At 60.3% G+C, this 18,328-nt stretch carries 16 protein-coding genes; 5 read left to right on the top strand and 11 right to left on the bottom strand.

The genetic code is table 11. From position 1 onward, the window contains the following. Positions 1-33 precede the first annotated feature (33 nt). Positions 34-2,427, bottom strand: coding sequence for a TonB-dependent siderophore receptor (locus tag M2400_RS01795; protein WP_259195515.1), 2,394 nt, complete (start codon positions 2,425-2,427; stop codon positions 34-36). Between the two features lie 327 nt (positions 2,428-2,754). Here M2400_RS01795 and M2400_RS01800 point away from each other — a divergent pair, with 327 nt between their 5' ends. Then, on the top strand, positions 2,755-3,231 hold the full coding sequence (locus M2400_RS01800) for a sn-glycerol-3-phosphate transporter (protein WP_259195514.1): 477 nt from the start codon (positions 2,755-2,757) through the stop codon (positions 3,229-3,231). 52 nt (positions 3,232-3,283) lie between these two features. Here M2400_RS01800 and M2400_RS01805 read toward each other — a convergent pair whose 3' ends face one another. From M2400_RS01805 to M2400_RS01830, 6 genes are all read right to left on the bottom strand, one after another. Beyond that, positions 3,284-4,252, bottom strand: a complete 969-nt coding sequence (locus M2400_RS01805) for a CDP-6-deoxy-delta-3,4-glucoseen reductase (RefSeq protein WP_177043780.1) — start codon at positions 4,250-4,252, stop codon at positions 3,284-3,286. Continuing rightward, entirely contained in the window at positions 4,252-5,718 is a 1,467-nt protein-coding gene (gene ubiD, locus M2400_RS01810; RefSeq protein WP_177128922.1) for a 4-hydroxy-3-polyprenylbenzoate decarboxylase, read from the bottom strand. Before ubiD ends, M2400_RS01805 begins: the two co-directional genes overlap by 1 nt. Before the next feature lie 89 nt (positions 5,719-5,807). Continuing rightward, positions 5,808-7,793: an acyltransferase family protein gene (locus M2400_RS01815; RefSeq protein WP_259195513.1), complete on the bottom strand. Its 1,986-nt coding sequence runs from the start codon at positions 7,791-7,793 to the stop codon at positions 5,808-5,810. A gap of 155 nt (positions 7,794-7,948) precedes the next feature. After that, positions 7,949-9,208 carry a transcription termination factor Rho gene (rho, locus tag M2400_RS01820; protein ID WP_008438874.1) on the bottom strand — a complete coding sequence of 420 codons (1,260 nt, stop codon included), beginning with the start codon at positions 9,206-9,208 and terminating at the stop codon, positions 7,949-7,951. A gap of 234 nt (positions 9,209-9,442) precedes the next feature. Then, positions 9,443-9,772 carry a thioredoxin TrxA gene (gene trxA / locus M2400_RS01825; protein WP_003213989.1) on the bottom strand — a complete coding sequence of 110 codons (330 nt, stop codon included), beginning with the start codon at positions 9,770-9,772 and terminating at the stop codon, positions 9,443-9,445. 121 nt (positions 9,773-9,893) lie between these two features. After that, positions 9,894-10,589: a FadR/GntR family transcriptional regulator gene (locus M2400_RS01830; protein ID WP_177043778.1), complete on the bottom strand. Its 696-nt coding sequence runs from the start codon at positions 10,587-10,589 to the stop codon at positions 9,894-9,896. A 254-nt stretch (positions 10,590-10,843) separates the two neighbouring features. On the opposite strand from M2400_RS01830, the gene M2400_RS01835 reads away from it, so the two are divergent. The 4 genes from M2400_RS01835 to M2400_RS01850 are packed head-to-tail and all read left to right on the top strand — an operon-like array spanning position 10,844 to position 13,690. Continuing rightward, entirely contained in the window at positions 10,844-11,629 is a 786-nt protein-coding gene (locus M2400_RS01835; protein ID WP_017476630.1) for a transporter substrate-binding domain-containing protein, read from the top strand. 21 nt (positions 11,630-11,650) lie between these two features. Continuing rightward, positions 11,651-12,319, top strand: coding sequence for an amino acid ABC transporter permease (locus tag M2400_RS01840; RefSeq protein ID WP_003213995.1), 669 nt, complete (start codon positions 11,651-11,653; stop codon positions 12,317-12,319). Beyond that, a complete protein-coding gene (locus M2400_RS01845; RefSeq protein WP_177043777.1) occupies positions 12,316-12,966 on the top strand; it encodes an amino acid ABC transporter permease in 651 nt (216 codons plus the stop codon). The genes M2400_RS01840 and M2400_RS01845 overlap by 4 nt, the downstream gene beginning before the upstream one ends. Further along, positions 12,953-13,690 carry an amino acid ABC transporter ATP-binding protein gene (locus M2400_RS01850; RefSeq protein WP_177128911.1) on the top strand — a complete coding sequence of 246 codons (738 nt, stop codon included), beginning with the start codon at positions 12,953-12,955 and terminating at the stop codon, positions 13,688-13,690. Before M2400_RS01845 ends, M2400_RS01850 begins: the two co-directional genes overlap by 14 nt. On the opposite strand, the gene M2400_RS01855 is transcribed toward M2400_RS01850, so the two are convergent. The 4 genes from M2400_RS01855 to M2400_RS01870 form a co-directional block, all read right to left on the bottom strand. Continuing rightward, positions 13,662-14,258: a hypothetical protein gene (locus M2400_RS01855; RefSeq protein WP_256351975.1), complete on the bottom strand. Its 597-nt coding sequence runs from the start codon at positions 14,256-14,258 to the stop codon at positions 13,662-13,664. The genes M2400_RS01850 and M2400_RS01855 overlap by 29 nt on opposite strands. Continuing rightward, positions 14,212-16,650, bottom strand: coding sequence for a fimbria/pilus outer membrane usher protein (locus tag M2400_RS01860; RefSeq protein ID WP_259195636.1), 2,439 nt, complete (start codon positions 16,648-16,650; stop codon positions 14,212-14,214). The genes M2400_RS01855 and M2400_RS01860 overlap by 47 nt, the downstream gene beginning before the upstream one ends. Positions 16,651-16,744: 94 nt before the next feature. Continuing rightward, positions 16,745-17,437, bottom strand: coding sequence for a fimbria/pilus chaperone family protein (locus tag M2400_RS01865; protein ID WP_259195511.1), 693 nt, complete (start codon positions 17,435-17,437; stop codon positions 16,745-16,747). Between the two features lie 142 nt (positions 17,438-17,579). Continuing rightward, the gene (locus M2400_RS01870) at positions 17,580-18,227 is read right to left on the bottom strand and encodes a DUF1120 domain-containing protein (RefSeq protein WP_177128905.1); all 648 of its coding nucleotides are present in this window, start codon (positions 18,225-18,227) and stop codon (positions 17,580-17,582) included. Between the last annotated feature and the right edge of the window lie 101 nt (positions 18,228-18,328).

Raw genomic sequence — 18,328 nt, forward strand, 5'->3', positions numbered from 1 at the left:
CGCTTAGGTCTCCTTTGTGGTTACGAGAAGCTGTTACCAGTTGTAAGCAACTTTACCGTAATAGAACGCGCCGCTGTAACCGTACGGCGAAAAAGTGCTATAGGCCAAATTGCCACCACTGCTGGCGTAGGCATTGAGCTTTTCCGGGTACTTGTCGGTGACGTTGTCGCCGCCGACGGTGAAGGTCCAGTTTTTCAGCTTGTAGTCGGCCGACAGGTCCAACAGCCAGGCGGCCTTGAAGCTTTGGTCGTTGGTCGGATCTGCCTGGTAGCTGGTAAATGAACCATAGCGCACCAGATTACTGTGCAGCGCCCAATTGCCGAAGCTCAGGTCGTTGCCCAGGCTCAGCTTGTGCTGGGGCGTGGTGTCGCCCAGCAGGCCGATGCGCTCGCGCCGGTCCACCCGAACCAGGCTGGCGCCCAGGCTATCCAGTACAGCCGGGTTGGCTTTTACGTCGGTGACCTTGGTGTGGTTGTAGTTGTAGCCCACGGTGCTGTTCCAGCGCACACCGTTATCCAGCTGGTAGCGGTAGTTGGCCACCAGGTCGATGCCATTAGTGGTGGTGTCGGTGGCGTTAGTGAAGTAACGCACAGTGGTGTAGTTGATGTTGCCCACGCCGTTGGCCTGCAGGTACGCGAGCGCGGCCGGGTTCTTGCTCAGGTCCAGGTTGGAGGACAGGCTGATGCGGTCGCTGATGTCGATACGGTAGACGTCGGCAGTCACAGTCAGGTTGTCAGTTGGTTCCAGCACCAGGCCAAGGCTGTAGTTGCGGGACTTCTCGGCTTTCAGGTCTTCAGCACCCAACAGGCGTGCCACCTGGCTGTTGGCCGGGAACGTACCGGCTTCCTGGATGGTGTTGCCGATCAATTGCGACGAGGTGTAGGCGAAGTTCTGCTGCGCCAGTGACGGCGCGCGGAAACCGTTGGAAACACTGCCGCGCAAGGCCACTTGCGGGGTGAAGTCGTAGCGGGCCGAGAGCGAGCCGCTGACGTTGGAGCCAAAATCACTGTAGTCCTCGTGACGCACGGCAGCCGAGGCGCTGAGTTTTTCGGTGAAGTTGGTTTCCAGGTCCAGGTACTGCGCCCAGTTATGCCGCGTGCTGGTGCCGGCGTCTGAATCACGGAAGCCGCCCAGGCCCGAACTGCCGGTCTGGTAGTAGGACGCCGGATCACCCGCCTTGATTTGATAACCCTGATCCAGGTATTCACCACCAAACGCCACCGACACCGGATACGGTAACCAGCCCAGGCTGAATTCCCGCGACAGGTCCAGGCTGAGTTGCTTCTGGTCATTGACCAGGGTGCCGTTGTCGAACTTGCGCGGCGTGGCCAGGCCCAGCGAGGTGTTGATGGTTTCAGTGCCGATCTGGTACTGGTTCTTGCCGTAGTTGACCGACACATCGTAGTGCCAGTCATAGGCCAACAACCCGCGCAGGCCCACCGCCAGGGACGTGTCTTCCACGTCGCCGCGAATCAGCGGCAGGTAACCGTTGGGGTTGAGCGCAGGAATGTTGTTGCTCGCGTTGCTGGCCCGATAGAACGCTGCGGTCTCGCCGCGGGTCTTGCTGTAGCCGCCAAACGCGTAGAACTCAGCCGCGTCGCTGAAGGAATAGGCCGAGTTGAGAAACAGCTTGCCCTGGTCGGTAGCCGGTTCGCCCTGGCGGAACACGCGCTGGCCATAGGTCGTCGAACCGACGCTGCCCGGCCGCAAGTCCTTGCCGGCGCGGTTGGTGTAATCGTTGTCGGCCCCTTCGGCCGAGATATTGATAAAACCGTTATCCCCCAACGCCGCACCGGTGTTGCCACTGAGGTTACGCTGGATCCCGTCACCCTTCTTGTACTCGCCGAACTTGCTGGTGATCGAGCCGCCGTGGTCGTCATGCTTGAGGATCACGTTGATCACCCCGGCAATCGCATCGGAGCCATAACGGGCGGAGGCGCCGTCACGCAGCACTTCGATATGGTCCACCGCCGACAGCGGGATCGCATTCAGATCTGCCGGGGCCGAGCCGCGCCCCACCGCGCCGCCGAGGTTGACGAAGGCGCTGGTGTGGCGGCGCTTGCCATTGACCAGCACCAACACTTGGTCCGGCGACAGGCCGCGCAGTTGCGCCGGACGCACCAGTTCGGCGCCGTCTACCAGGCTTGGACGCGGGAAGTTGATGGAAGGAATCAGGCGGGCCAGTACCGCGCCCAATTCATCAGAGCCGGTACTGCGCAAGGTGTCGCCGGAAATCACGTCGATGGGTGACAGCGAAGCACTGGCGGTGCGCTCCTGGGCCCGGGTGCCGGTCACGATGACTGTATCGAGTTTGGGTACATCGGCAGTGGCTGCTTCGGCGGCTGCCACTGGATTGAATCCTACGGCGGTCAGCAAATTAGCCGACAAAATCGCCGTGTACAGCAGGTGCTGCTTGTTGCTCCCCATACCGCTCCCCTTGGAATCAAAAGCCAGAACGTCAATGCTCTGAGCTCATACGATCGATCCGTGTGGCGGACGGTGGCGGTCATTTATTGGTTATTGGCAGATAGTCGGTAGTCCGTTGTCATATAGCTTAATGATATTTATGTAACAAATTAAATACCTTTAAAGAATAAGCGAATGCATAAGCACCGCCCGTCCGCTCATCAGGATTGAGCCGTGCAAGCCCGGTACCTTCAGCGCCCGTTCAGCCTTTACGGGGCTTAAGCCTTCAAAATGGCCATCTGTCACGACCCACTTAGCCGCCCAATCACCGACTATCGAGGTCGCACCATGAAATACCGACTTCCCAGCCTGCTGCTCCTGGCACAGGCCACCACCGCCCTGGCGGTCGAAGCACCGACCCAGGACGAGAAAGGCTTCTGGTATGCGCAGACAAGCGTCTACACCCGGCACTTTGCGCCGGACAAGGATCACAACAACCATCAAGACCTGATCGGCCTGGAACGCAATGAAGCGTCAGGCCTGGTGTATGGCGGGGCAACGTTTCGCAACTCGTTCAGGCAGCGTTCGTACTACGTCTATGCCGGCAAGCGCTACGACATGACCGATTACCCGGTATACCTGAAGCTGACGGGGGGCTTGATCCAGGGCTATCGCGGCAAGTACCGCGACAAGATTCCGCTGAATGGGCTGGGGATAGCACCCGTGATCATCCCGTCGGTGGGTACTCACTACGGGCCGGTCGCCGCCGAGCTGGTGTTGCTCGGGTTCAATGCGGCGATGGTGACGACAGGCGTTCGGTTCTGATTGAGCCGCTGAAGGGCTTCTGTGGCAAGGGAGCTTGCTCCCTCAGCACATGTTACGGACGGGGCGCGTAGGCAAATACGTCAGCGCGCATCTGGTGCGCATCCATGCCGGCCTCGACCAAGGCATCCAGCGTGCCGTAGATCATCGCAGGTGAACCGCTGGCATAGACGTGCACGGCCTTGAGGTCGCTGATGTCTTCGCACACTGCTTCATGCAACAGCCCGCAGCGCCCTTCCCAGCCGCAGAGGTCGCTGACCACTTTGTGCAGGAACAGGTTGGGCAGCTGCAGCCACTGGTCCCAGTGCTCGATGTCGTAGAAATCTTCTGGCCGGCGCACACCCCAATACAGGTGAACCGGGTACTTGAAGCCACTGGCGCGGCAGTGTTCGATCAGGCTGTGCATCTGCGCCATGCCGGTACCGGCGGCGATCAGCACCAATGGCCCGTCGGGCAATTCCGCCAGGTGGGTATCGCCAAATGGCAGCTCGATGCGCGCCATCTGGTTGCGCTGCAACTGCTCCAGCAGGCTGCGGGCGCTGTCTTCCCGGGCCAGTACGTGCAGCTCCAGCTCGCGCCCGGCATGGGGCGCCGAGGCCAGGGAGAACGCCGACTTCTCGCCGTTTTCCCGCTCGATCATCAGGTATTGCCCGGCGTGGTAGCGCACCGGTTTACCGGCCGGAGCCCGCAGGCGCACGCGCCATACGTCACCGCCCACTTCAACGCACTCACTCAGTTGGCAAGACAATTTGCGCACCGGCAACTCTCCCGGCGCCAGCACGCCATCCCACAACACGATGCAATCTTCCAGCGGTTCGGCAATGCAGGTATAGAACTCGCCATGGTCACGCACCTCGCCGGCTTGCTGCACCCGGCCTTCCACCAACAGCGCCGCACACACGTGGCACACGCCATTGCGGCACGCCTGGGGGCAATCGTAGCCCAGGCGTCGCGCGCCCTCGAGGATCCGCTCGCCGGGCGTCAGTTCAAGTACCGCACCGGAAGGCTGCAGGGTTACACGCATCAATCTATTCCTAATTCTTTCCAGAGCGCATCGACACGGGCAGTCACCGCTTCGTCCTTGACGATCACGCGGCCCCATTCACGGGTGGTTTCACCCGGCCATTTATGGGTGGCATCCAGGCCCATTTTCGAACCGAGGCCCGATACCGGCGAGGCGAAGTCGAGGTAGTCGATCGGCGTGTTGTCGATCATCACCGTGTCGCGCTTGGGGTCCATGCGCGTGGTGATGGCCCAGATCACGTCGTTCCAGTCCCGGGCGTTGATGTCGTCGTCGGTGACAATAACGAACTTGGTGTACATGAACTGTCGCAAAAACGACCACACACCCAGCATTACCCGCTTGGCATGGCCCGGGTACGACTTCTTCATCGTCACGATGGCCATGCGATACGAGCAGCCTTCGGGCGGCAGGTAGAAGTCGGTGATTTCCGGAAACTGCTTTTGCAGGATCGGCACAAACACTTCGTTCAGCGCCACGCCGAGGATTGCCGGCTCATCCGGCGGACGGCCGGTGTAGGTGCTGTGGTAGATCGGTTTGATCCGGTGGGTGATGCGCTCCACGGTGAACACCGGGAAGCTGTCCACTTCGTTGTAGTAGCCGGTGTGGTCGCCGTAAGGGCCTTCATCAGCCATTTCGCCCGGATGAATCACCCCTTCAAGGATGATTTCGGCGGTGGCTGGCACTTGCAGGTCGTTGCCGCGGCATTTCACCAGCTCGGTACGGTTGCCACGCAACAGGCCGGCGAAGGCGTACTCGGACAGGCTGTCGGGCACCGGCGTCACGGCGCCAAGGATGGTCGCCGGGTCGGCGCCCAGGGCCACGGATACCGGGAATGGCTGGCCGGGATGCTTTTCGCACCACTCACGGAAATCCAGCGCGCCGCCACGATGGCTCAGCCAGCGCATGATGACCTTGTTGCGGCCAATCACTTGCTGACGGTAGATGCCGAGGTTCTGGCGGTCCTTGTTCGGGCCCTTGGTGACAGTCAGGCCCCAGGTGATCAGCGGGCCGACGTCGCCGGGCCAGCAGGTCTGCACGGGCAGCATGCCGAGGTCGACGTCATCACCTTCGATAACCACTTCCTGGCACACCGCGTCTTTGACGACCTTGGGGGCCATGGCAATGATCTTGCGGAAGATCGGCAGCTTGGACCAGGCATCCTTCAGCCCCTTGGGTGGCTCGGGCTCCTTGAGGAAGGCCAGCAGCTTGCCGATCTCGCGCAGTTCGCTGACCGACTCGGCGCCCATGCCAAACGCCACGCGATCGGGGGTGCCGAACAGGTTGCCGAGCACCGGGATATCAAAGCCCACCGGTTTTTCGAACAGCAACGCCGGGCCCTTGTTGCGCAAGGTGCGGTCGCAAATCTCAGTCATTTCCAGCACCGGGGAAATCGGCACCTGGATACGTTTCAACTCTCCGCGCTGCTCAAGTTGCTGCACGAAATCCCGAAGATCCTTGAATTTCATTAACCATGCCACCCGTAAAATAGGCGTACATCCTACCTGCTCTTACGGTCGCTGGCAGCTTATTGAGCAGCATTGCCGACTACACCGACTCAAAGAGCCGACGCCTGGGTTTCATCTCTCAAGGCCTTGAACAACGGTTCAAGGAACCCCTCGACATACCGCGAACCGACTGCAGAGAGATGATTGTCGTCGGTGTACAGCGACTGGCCCCCCAGCTCCACACGGCACCAGTCATTCACACTGCATAACTTCGGGGCCGGATCCAGCACCTTCACCCCAGGATCAGCAGCAGCGATTTTTTCGAATACGTGGCTGATATAGGCCTGGCGCTGGAGATGTTCAGCCAGGGGCATTCCCTCTTTGTCGGTGGGCCGGCCGAGCATCGCCAGGCGGCTGAGGCGATAAGGCGCACTGAACTCCTGCAGGGGGACTTCCTTGACCAGCCACACCCGATGGCCACCGGAGCGCAACTGCTGCACAAGGGCACGTATGCTTTCGTCGAAACGCTGCTCGGCGAAGGCCCGGTCATAGGTTCCGGTCTTCGGGTCGAGCAGCGAGAACTCGGTGTCGCCATCGCGCTGCCCATAAACGTACAGGCTCCAGCGCGCCACCAGCACCACGTCGCTAAAGGTTTCCTGGCCCAGCAGTTGGGTGACCTTCTGGTTGAAGCTCAAGCAGCCTGGAACGCTCTCTTTGCGATTAAACGGCAGGCAACCGGCATAACCCGCCTGGGTGACGCTGACCCCGTACTTGCTTGCACCGTCTTGCAATGCCGGAACCAGGGACGTGGCATGACTATCGCCCCAAACCAGCGCGCGTGTCGGGCCCGACTGAGGGCCGAAATGACAAAATCCATGGTGGCGATTCTTCCCCCCATCCACCAGGCAGGCCATCAGGTCCGGGCTCCACGTGCGCGCCTGGGCAAATTGCAACGCCTCGGGCGACAGGCGCCAAGGCAAACCCTGCGTCCAGACCAGTCCTTTGCCGAGCAGCCCCACCCCAAGCAGCGCGATACCCGCCACCACCAGGATTGGCTTGCGCCCTGCCAACAACCGACGCTCACGGAACGGCGCCTCGACGAAGCGCCAGGATCCATAACCCAGCACCAGGCTCAACCCAAACAGCGCGCCGAGCTCCCACGGACCCAGCCCGTCGACACTGGCGTACTTGCCGAACACATACACCGGCCAATGCCACAGGTACCAGGAGTAGGAAATCAGGCCAATCCCCACCAATAAACGACTGCCCAGCAGCTTGCCCGCCAGGGTGGCTTGCTGGCCGTTGGCCCAGATCAGGCACACCACACCCAGCACCGGCAACAGGGCCGCAGCACCGGGAAACGGGGTGCTCGGGTCATAGGCGAAGACCGCCAGCAGGATCAGGCCAAGGCCGGCAAGACTGACGGCCTGCGCCAAGGCCAGGCTCGCGCGGTACTCGCGTGCCGGGATAACCGCCAGCATGGCACCGGCCAGCAGCTCCCAGGCACGCATCTGCAGCAGGAAAAAGGCTCTTTCCGGAGCGTGAGCGACCGCCCACGCGCTCATCCCGAAAGACACCAGCAACAACACGAACAGCGCTGTACGCCAGTGTTTGAGCCGGCTCGACAGCAGCGTCAGCAGCAGCGGGAAAACAATGTAGAACTGCTCTTCAACTGACAACGACCAGGTATGCAGCAATGGCTTGAGGTCGGAGGCCACGTCAAAATAGCCATCCTGGCGCATGAAAAACAGGTTGGAGATAAACACCACCTGATTGTGCATCGAGCGGCCCAACTCGCTGTAATCCTTGGGCGCCAGCAGAAACCATCCCACCGCCAGCGTGCCGAGCATCATCACAAAGAGCGCCGGCAGGATACGCCGAGCGCGTCGGGCCCAGAATTCGATGAAACTGAAACGCCCCGCCTGACGTTCGCGCCAGATGATCGAGGTGATCAGATAACCGGAGATCACGAAAAAAACGTCGACACCAACAAAACCGCCAGTGAAACCCGGCACACCAAAATGAAACAGCACAACCGCGATAACAGCTATGGCACGCAGGCCGTCAATGTCCCTGCGATAAGCGAGAGTGGTCATAAATCTTGTTATTAGCCCGGTCAGATTGACAGCAAGCGCAGTCACGCTCGCCTTTTGTCTCTAAACAGACACACGCTTGCGCCAAACCTCCCTTTTTTGACACAAAAAAAATGACGCCCCGTGGGGCGCCATTCTTTTGGACCTGAAGCGTCGTGTTACTTGCGCTTCATCGACAAGAAGAACTCGTCGTTGGTCTTGGTGGTTTTCAGCTTGTCGATCAGGAACTCGATGGCTGCAACTTCGTCCATCGGGTGCAGCAGCTTGCGCAGGATCCACATACGCTGCAGTTCGTCGTCGGCGGTCAGCAACTCTTCGCGGCGTGTGCCGGAACGGTTGATGTTGATGGCCGGGAACACACGCTTCTCAGCGATACGACGGTCCAAAGGCAGTTCCATGTTACCGGTACCTTTAAACTCTTCGTAGATCACTTCATCCATCTTCGAGCCGGTTTCAACCAGCGCGGTGGCGATGATGGTCAGCGAGCCGCCTTCTTCGATGTTCCGCGCAGCGCCGAAGAAACGTTTCGGTTTCTCCAGGGCGTGGGCATCGACACCACCGGTGAGCACTTTGCCGGAGCTCGGGATCACGGTGTTGTAGGCACGGGCCAGACGGGTGATGGAGTCGAGCAGGATCACCACGTCTTTCTTGTGTTCGACCAGGCGCTTGGCCTTCTCGATCACCATTTCGGCAACCTGCACGTGGCGGGTTGGCGGCTCATCGAACGTCGAGGCAACCACTTCGCCGCGCACGGTGCGCTGCATTTCGGTCACTTCTTCCGGACGCTCATCGATCAGCAGCACGATCAGGTGAACTTCAGGGTTGTTACGGGCGATGTTCGCTGCGATGTTCTGCAGCATGATGGTCTTACCGGCTTTCGGCGGCGCAACGATCAGGCCGCGCTGGCCTTTACCGATCGGGGCGCACAGGTCGATGACACGACCGGTCAAGTCTTCGGTGGAACCGTTGCCGGCTTCCATCTTCATGCGCACGGTCGGGAACAGCGGGGTCAGGTTCTCGAAGAGAATCTTGTTCTTCGCGTTCTCGGGACGATCGTAGTTGATCGTGTCGACCTTGAGCAGGGCGAAATAACGCTCGCCTTCCTTTGGAGGGCGGATCTTGCCAACGATGGTGTCACCGGTGCGCAAATTGAAGCGACGGATCTGGCTCGGCGAGACGTAGATATCGTCTGGGCCGGCAAGATAGGAGGCGTCTGCAGAGCGGAGGAAGCCGAAGCCGTCCTGGAGAATCTCCAGCACGCCATCACCGGAGATTTCCTCGCCGCTTTTCGCGTGCTTTTTCAGCAGGGAGAAAATCACGTCCTGCTTGCGCGAACGGGCCATATTTTCTATGCCCATCTGTTCGGCCAATTCGAGCAGTTCGGTAATCGGCTTTTGCTTGAGTTCAGTCAGATTCATATAGGAATGACGTAATCATTTATGGAGGGGGGGAAATTAAGCTTTTGGCTTAATGAGGCCGCGCCGCAGAGAAGGCGACAGGATCGCGTACTAATCGAAAAGGAGAGCGTCGGCGACGGCTTGCAGGGGGCAGTGGAGAAACCAGTGCGGGGCCGAATGTACCACCTGAGTTTCAGAGCGTCTAGCCCTGTTTCACGAAAAAGCCCCGCAATTTGCGGGGCCTTTTGAGGACGCTTAGATGTTGGCGTCGAGGAAAGCTTGCAGCTGGGACTTCGACAGTGCGCCGACCTTGGTGGCTTCGACGTTGCCGTTCTTGAACAGCATCAGGGTCGGGATACCACGCACGCCGTGCTTGGCCGGGGTTTCCTGGTTGTCGTCGATGTTCAGCTTGGCGATGGTCAGCTTGCCTTCATAAGTGGTAGCAATGTCGTCCAGGACCGGAGCGATCATTTTGCAAGGACCGCACCACTCAGCCCAGTAGTCAACCAGCACCGGGCCCTGGGCCTTCAGTACTTCGGCCTCAAAGGTCGCGTCGGTGACGTGCTTGATAAGATCGTTGCTCATGGATGTCTCCGGGTTGTAAGCAAAAAAAACGTTGCCCATCATAGCCGCCCTTCCCGCGTTCAGGAAGCCGCAGCTGATTGACTCTTCCTATGATGGCGCATGAGTTTGGGTATAGCCCAACTCAAGGGGTCACGGGAGTGATGAAGGCAATGCCGGTGCGCAGCGCGGCGTTACGTACGTGCTCCTGCATGCTTTTCTGCGCCGCCCCGCTGGCGCGCCGGGCCAGTGCACGGAGGATCTTGCGGTGCTCCTGCCAGGTCTCCATGGCCCGTTCCGGCCGGATGAACGGTAGCTTCTGACTCTCCAGGAACACCTCGGCACTGGCACTGAGGATGCTCACCATCGCCTGATTGCCGCTGGCCAGCAGGATGCGCTGGTGGAATTCGAAGTCCAGCCGAGCCGCCGCTTCAAAGTCCAAGGCCTTGAGCTCCTTGCGCATCGCCTCGACATTATCTTCCAGGATGTCCAGCTCCCCGGTGGTCAACGTCACGGCTGCCAGCCCCGCCGCAAAGCCTTCCAGGGCGTAGCGCAGCTGAAAGATATCCAGCGGCGTCGCCTGCGCCGTAAACGGCCAGGCCAAACCCGGGGGCTCTTCAGCCGCCTGGACGAACACACCCTTGCCCGGCTGCACACTCACCACGCCCAAGGCACTGAGGGATGACAAGGCTTCACGCAACGAGGCCCGGCTCACGCCCAATTGCAGCGCCAAATCGCGCTGGGAGGGCAATGCATCGCCCGGCCCGAAGCCCTCGTCAGCGATCAATTTGCGGATGGCCTGTAGCGCCACTTCCGGTACGGCTTGGGCGATGGAATTCATAAAAACTCAAGTTTCCAGTCAACTGAGCAGCTAGTTGTAAAGCTATTCACGGCGCCCGGCAAGCCACGCCCCAAAGGGGCTCGCGGGTTTTTGGCGACGCTCGAAAAGGGTGCAGAAAGCGCAGCAACTGTTCAGACCAGTAAGACCGCCAGAACTCAATGACTACCGGCCTCTGCGGTCATTAAGGCAGTGCTGGCATGGGCTGTGCACTGGCGAAACTCAGAAAATCCTTTCGTCCTTTTCGGAGAGTTGCCATGACCAAGCGTTGCAGCGCCCTGCTCACTGCCCTGTTTGCCAGCCTGATGCTGAGCCAGGCGCCCGCCCAGGCCAACGGTCTGGACGATATCGTCGCCCGTGGCACCCTCAAGGTGGCCGTACCTCAGGATTTCCCACCGTTCGGCTCGGTAGGCCCCGACATGAAGCCCCGTGGCCTGGACATCGACACCGCAAAACTGCTGGCCGACCAACTCAAGGTCAAACTTGAACTGACCCCGGTCAACAGCACCAACCGCATTCCGTTCCTCACCACCGGCAAGGTCGACCTGGTGATTTCCAGCCTGGGCAAGAACCCCGAGCGCGAGAAGGTCATCGACTTCTCCAAGGCCTACGCGCCGTTCTACCTCGCCGTATTCGGCCCGCCGGATGCGCCGATCAGCACCGTTGACGACCTCAAGGGCAAAACCATCAGCGTGACCCGTGGCGCCATCGAGGACATCGAGCTGACTGCCGTTGCCCCGAAGGAAGCCACGATCAAACGTTTTGAGGACAACAACTCGACCATCGCCGCCTACCTGGCCGGCCAGGTGGACCTGATTGCCAGCGGCAACGTGGTGATGGTGGCCATCAGCGAGCGCAATCCCAAGCGCGTACCTGCACTGAAAGTGAAGCTCAAGGACTCGCCGGTGTACGTGGGCGTGAACAAGAACGAGCCGGCGCTGCTGGACAAGGTCAACCAGATCCTGGTCGCGGCCAAGGCCGACGGCAGCCTGGAAAAGAATGCAATGCAGTGGCTCAAAGAGCCGCTGCCGGCTGATCTCTGATCGCGGTAACGAGGGTTACACATGGCCTATCAATTCGACTTTGTGCCGGTGCTGGCCAATACCGATCTGTTGCTGCGCGGCGCGCTGTTCACCCTTGAGCTGACCGCCATCGGCGCGGTGCTGGGGGTGGCGCTGGGAATCGTTGGCGCCGTGGTGCGGGCGTGGAAGATCCAGCCCTTCAGCTGGATCTTCGGGGTGTATGTCGAGTTGATCCGCAACACGCCGTTCCTGGTGCAGTTGTTTTTCATCTTCTTCGGCCTGCCGTCCCTCGGACTGAAAATCACCGAATGGCAAGCAGCTGTGCTGGCGATGGTGATCAACCTGGGGGCTTACTCCACAGAGATCATCCGCGCCGGGATCCAGGCGATCCCTCGCGGCCAACTGGAAGCAGCGGCCGCACTGGCGATGACGCGTTTCGAGGCGTTCCGCCATGTGGTGTTGCTGCCGGCGCTGGGCAAGGTCTGGCCCGCCCTGAGCAGCCAGATCATCATCGTGATGCTCGGTTCGGCGGTCTGCTCACAGATCGCTACTGAAGAGCTGAGCTTTGCCGCCAACTTTATCCAGTCGCGCAACTTCCGCGCGTTTGAAACCTACGCGCTGACGACCTTGGTCTACCTGTGCATGGCGCTGATGATCCGCCAACTGCTGAACTGGATCGGCCGGCGCTATGTGATGAGGAACGCCCGATGAGTGATTTTTCCTTCTGGGACATCGTGCGCAACCTGCTCACCGGTTTGCAGTGGACGTTGTTGTTGTCGCTGGTGGCGTTTATTGGCGGCGGCGTGATCGGTTTGCTGGTGATGACGATGCGCATCAGCCGCAAAGCGTTCCCGCGCAACCTCGCCCGTACCTACATTGAACTGTTCCAGGGCACGCCGCTGTTGATGCAGTTGTTCCTGGTGTTTTTCGGTGTCGCCTTGCTTGGGGTGGACATTTCACCCTGGCTGGCGGCGGCGATTGCCTTGACCCTGTTTACCAGCGCCTACCTGGCCGAGATCTGGCGCGGCTGCGTCGACTCCATCGCCCACGGGCAATGGGAGGCGTCCGCGAGCCTGGCCCTCAACCCGCTCGAGCAATTGCGCTACGTGATCCTGCCCCAGGCCCTGCGCATTGCCGTGGCGCCAACCGTGGGTTTCTCGGTGCAAGTGGTCAAAGGCACCGCCGTGACCTCGATTATCGGTTTTACCGAGCTGACCAAAACCGGCGGCATGCTCGCCAACGCTACCTTCGAACCCTTCATGGTCTATGGCCTGGTGGCGCTGGGTTACTTCCTGCTCTGCTACCCGTTGTCCCTCAGTGCGCGCTACCTGGAAAGGAGACTGCATGCCTCTGCTTAGAATTTCCGCCCTGCATAAGTATTACGGCGATCACCACGTACTCAAGGGCATCGACCTGAGTGTCGAAGAAGGCCAGGTGGTGGCGATCATCGGCCGCAGCGGCTCGGGTAAATCCACCTTGCTGCGCACCCTCAATGGCCTGGAATCGATCAACGACGGGGTGATCGAAGTCGACGGTGAATACCTCGACGCCGCCCGTGCCGACCTGCGTACCTTGCGCCAGAAGGTCGGCATGGTGTTCCAGCAGTTCAACCTGTTCCCACACCTGACCGTGGGCGAGAACGTCATGCTCGCTCCGCAAGTGGTGCAGAAAGTACCCAAGGCCAAGGCCGCGCAACTGGCGCGGCAGATGCTCGAACGGGTGGGACTGGGGGAGAAGTTCGACGCCTTTCCCGATCGCTTGTCCGGCGGCCAGCAGCAGCGGGTAGCCATCGCTCGGGCGCTGGCCATGTCGCCTAAGGTATTGCTGTGCGATGAAATCACCTCGGCCCTGGACCCGGAGCTGGTCAACGAAGTGCTCAGCGTGGTGCGCCAATTGGCCAAGGATGGCATGACCCTGATCATGGTCACCCATGAGATGCGGTTTGCCCGGGAAGTGGGTGACAAACTGGTGTTCATGCACCAAGGCAAGGTGCACGAAGTGGGCGACCCGAAAGTCCTGTTTGCCAACCCGCAGACGGCCGAGCTGGCCAATTTCATTGGCTCTGTGGAACAGCCAGCCTGACCAGTTCGAAACTTCCGAGGCCCTCCAGCAGCGTCTCGCCGCGCACCCCATAGGCGGCAGATGGCAGGTCTACATCAATCTCGACCTGGGCCGTCAAACGACGGCCCAATGCTCGTGCTCCGGCCGTCTGGGCAAGCAGCACGTGGCCGGGCACCAGACGTCCGGGCGCAGGTTCGCCGGGCAACTGCACAGTCGCCCACTCTACAGCCTGGCCATCTACCTGCGCGTGCTTGAGACCCAGGGCGAAGCGCCCCAGCCGGCCAAACCGGAAGCTTTGCCCGTCGGCCGGCACACCGTTGAATCGTAGCGCCATGATCGATGGATCGGCACAAACAATATTCAGGTGCAGCGTGCGCGTCACCAAGGACGCGCTACCCGCACGCTCAGGCGGGCGGATAACACCGTAATCCACCCGGGACTGGCTCAACGACAGCCGGCAGGTATCGGCACGTGCCTCTTTTGCGAAGATGATGACCAGCAGCAACAGGAAAAGTAAAAGCCCGATACGCAGGCTGCCTGGATCACCGTGCACGGCACACCGCCACAGCGGAGTCGTAGAATTTGTCATCGTCGGTCTCTTGCTCAGGGTCAAGGTGCAACAGGCAGGCGCTGGAGTCCGGCAACGAAACCCGCAGGGTTTGCGGCTCACTGGCGTTGTTGAGGAAAATCATTCCCTCACCCACCACACTGGTCAGGAAGCGGTTGTCGTGGTCAAACACCGCGGTGCCCTGAGGCAGCGGGCGCCCCTGCTCGTCTTGCGCCTCCAGCAACAGGCGGCGAACCTTCACTACATCAAAATCCACGGTGCTGAAGGACCCACGGCCGGCGGCGAGTATTTTCGTGCCGTTCTTCAAGTCGACGCGCTTGGGCAAGGACTGGGTCTGCACCTCGATACGGCTGCTGGTGTAGGCCGGCAGACCGGCGATCACTGCCTGCCCGCGATAGTCAGTCCAGACCGGCCCTTGGGGCGTCGCGACTTTCGCCGCACCAAGATCGCCTACCGAGAGAATGCCGAAGGTGTCTTGCACAGCGTAGGGCGAAAATGTCAGCCCGCGCTCATGGGCTACAACTGCGCCTTGCAGTTGCCCGGTATAGCTGGTGCCCGACGGGGCCCGGCTCACGCCCAAGCCGACACGCGTGTAACGAGGCATCACATCCACATGGCCGCGAACGGTTTGCTCGCGGTCAGCGATATCACGCTCGACACCCACCTCGTAGTTCACATACTCATTCACCCGCTCACTGAGGGATGCACCGGCATCAACCCTGTCACCGCGACGGCTGGCGTAGGAAGTGAGTCGACGGTCCGCTCCCAACGGGACGCTGACCTGCAGTCGAACAGACACGCCCTCCTCCAACTGCCCGTCAGGCCTTCTTCCGCCAGGCTCGTTGCGATGGCGAGACCGCGACCCACCGATACGCGAATCGGCGACTAACGCCACATCAGCGCCGCTGAAGGATTTGTTCCACGCAGCAAACAGGTGTTCGCTGGATCGCCCGTCGAATTGCGAGCTGCGGGTATAACTGATCGAGAAACCTCCCAATGACGGCTCCGCCCAGCTCAAGCCTGCGGTGTACTGATGCTTGAAGTGAGTATCGAGATCGATGCCCCTCGACGACTGGCCCGCCTCAAGCACCTCACGGTAACCTTGAGTCTGGGACGTGGCGCTCAGGCTCATATCAATGCCTGCGATCAATGGACTGCTGACAGACACTGCGCTGCGCGCGCCGGACACTGCATCCAGGCCATCGCGGGACAGGTTGTGCCGAAGGCCCACGGAAACCTGCTGGAAAAACACGCTGCCCAAGGTGCCGCCTGCCGCCTGATAGTCATCGGTACTCAACAAGCCGAATCCGACGGATGACCCACGGCCCAGCCCCCAGGTCCCGCTGCCCATGGCTACTATCGGTTGCTCAAGGCCATCAACGGAGCTGTCGCGCACCTTGCCAAGGGAAAAGTAATAACCCGGCGTTACCGGCGCAGCCCCCCGGAAGGACGCCGCTGGCACCACGAAACTGCGGCGCGTACCGCGCACGTCGATCACGCTGACGTCAAGGTCATCGGTGCCGTTGATCAACGGCAAGCCGGTGAGCCTGAAGGGACCGTCCGGCACCAGGGTGGTGTAAACCAACACCCCGGACTGACGAACCTCGATACGCGACTGGCTCTCGGCCAGCCCCTCGACCACCACGTCGTTGCTACCTGCTGGCATACGCGACTGCCCGTCAGGGGAAAGCTGCAGGCCCGACAGCTGAATGCCTCCAAATACCGGGTTATTGCTGGAAATCTGGCCAACCTGGAACGTTGATCGCAACGCCGCGATATCCCGCTGGGCATAGGCATGCACATGCTCGGTGCTGGTCTTGCCATTGTCGGAAACGTAGAACTGGCGACTACGAACAATCCAGTTCCCCAGGTTGAAACCCGCCTCGGTGTAAGCCGACACAAAACGACTGGGCGCACTGCGCGAGCGGGTGTCGAAACCCAGCACGTCATAGTTGAACAGCACTGCCGTCCCGCCCCTGGAAAACTCGCCGGCCTCCCATTCAGGCTCGCGCAGCGCCTGGGTGGGCACGATCAACGTGACTTCATCACTGCCCGGACGCAGCCTCACCATCGTCGCGGGAAACTCACCGAGAAAGTCATGGCAGGCCTGGTCAGGCGTGACTCCCGACTGGATGATCCCAGTCGGCTTCAGCAGGCCGGCCTTCTCCAGCAAACCGGGGGTAAAACACAGCTGCCCCTGATAATCGAAGCGCGCATCCACCAGCCCCAACGGGTTGCCGTTGACCCGCAGCCCCACCACATGGATACCCTCTCGAAAACGCGCGGCGCTGCGAAAATATTCGGAGACCTTCGGATCGATTCCGTGGGTGGTCAGCGCGGCGAGGTCAAAGCCCTCACCCAGGCCTATCGCCGCACTATGGCAAGGTACAGTCCACAGCGTCGCAAGCCCTATCAGCACTTTTGTGCGAGACGGCCGCGAGGCCGATGTATTGGCCCCCCCCAGGTTCCTGGCCCTGCCGCCAGCAGGTTTGTTTTTCATGCCTTGGTCAACGCGCATCGGCAATGACGAGGGCCTGGTAACTCTCGACCGAAAAGCCATAGACCGTGGCGGGCTGAATCTCCACCGACGCCACGCCATTCAAGGAGCCGTCGACTTTGGCCGTCAGTACTTCACCCGGCAGGATGTAGGTGCGCGGCAGCGTGGCGACGCCCTTGTGCGGCAGTAGTTGTAAATCCGGCGCCAGACGCACCACGTACGCACTGTCGTTATGCACCGTCAGATGCCCTGCGTTGCGCTTCCACGCCAACAGCTCCCAAGGCTTGTCGTGCCTGGGCAGCCCCTTCGGATGCAGGATCAACGGCAGATTCTGCCGAAGGGTGAGACCGATGGTCGCACCACCGGCCGTGCGGGCCTGGGGAATACCTTCGAACGAAACGCGCTTTAACCGTTGGGTCTTGAGTGGCGCCTTCAACGTACTGATAAAGCGGACAAGCTGGGTATCACCGCCCTCCACTCGGGTGATCGGTGGGGTGACAATCAACAGGGGTTCCAGATCCTCCGGCACATTTTCTATTACGGAATGAAGAAGTGCCGGACCGGCATCAGTATTCTTGATATTGATGGTCGCCTCACCGTCCTCCTCATAAAGCACAACAACCGTTGTTTCAGGCCGCATCCCGTCGGCTATTGCCACACCAGAAAAACAGACACACAAAGTTGTACACCACAGCAGCGCCATAGTTGTTCTTGAAAGACTACTCACCGAGGTTTCCCCACAACAGTAAAACTGACTACCCGTAAAACGGCCAGATAAAGGCAGCCGACAAGAAACAGAAACCACTTAACAGCTTCTGTATTCGTATCGGCTGTTTCTCAATCGTTTAGATGTAACTCAATACCAGGGTGGCGCGCCCATCGAGGGTGATATCACGGGTAAGGTCCAGATCCTGACCGCGGTTGATAACAGCCCTGACCGCCAGGACACCTGTCAGTTGGGATATCGAAGCAGGGGTCACGGCAGTACCATTGCGCCACGAGTACTGGCTGGGGGTCTGAGCAACCCGCCCGTCACTGTTCTGCCAGGCGCCGCTGCTGACCCGCACGATCGGGTTCAACACAGCACCCGACGACCGCAGATCCCTGAGGGTGACCGAGTAGCCGCCGGTGCGACGGGTGCCTACCGCGCCCAGCCCGTAGTTCTGCGCCTCGGTGAAACCGGTGCCCAGGATACCCGCAACCTTGGAGCCAGCCTGCAGGTCCGTCAGCGTCAGCCCGAACATCGCCGGCGTGGTCCCGCAATTGACAATGAGGGACGTAGTCTTCTCTTCACGGGGATTGAAAGCCGTCTGGGACAGCTCACCAGAACGAATGGTCCCGTAGTCGATGATCCCGCCGGCACCGAGGCTGAGATTGCAAGCTGCAGGGGTGATGGTCCCCCTTACAACCAGTTGAGCAACAGTTGTTGCCTGGGCAGCGATACTCGCTGCAAGGCAAACAACACCTATAGTCAAACCCACTATTTTCTTCATGTTCAACCTGTCACTAGAAGTTATCAGGTGTTCTTTATTATCGTCTGGGCAACCCATGCCCACTGCCAATCATCCTTGACATAAAAAACTATAAATAAGTA

The sequence above is a fragment of the Pseudomonas sp. BIGb0558 genome (assembly GCF_024807515.1).
GTDB classification, from domain to species: Bacteria; Pseudomonadota; Gammaproteobacteria; order Pseudomonadales; family Pseudomonadaceae; genus Aquipseudomonas; species Aquipseudomonas yamanorum_A.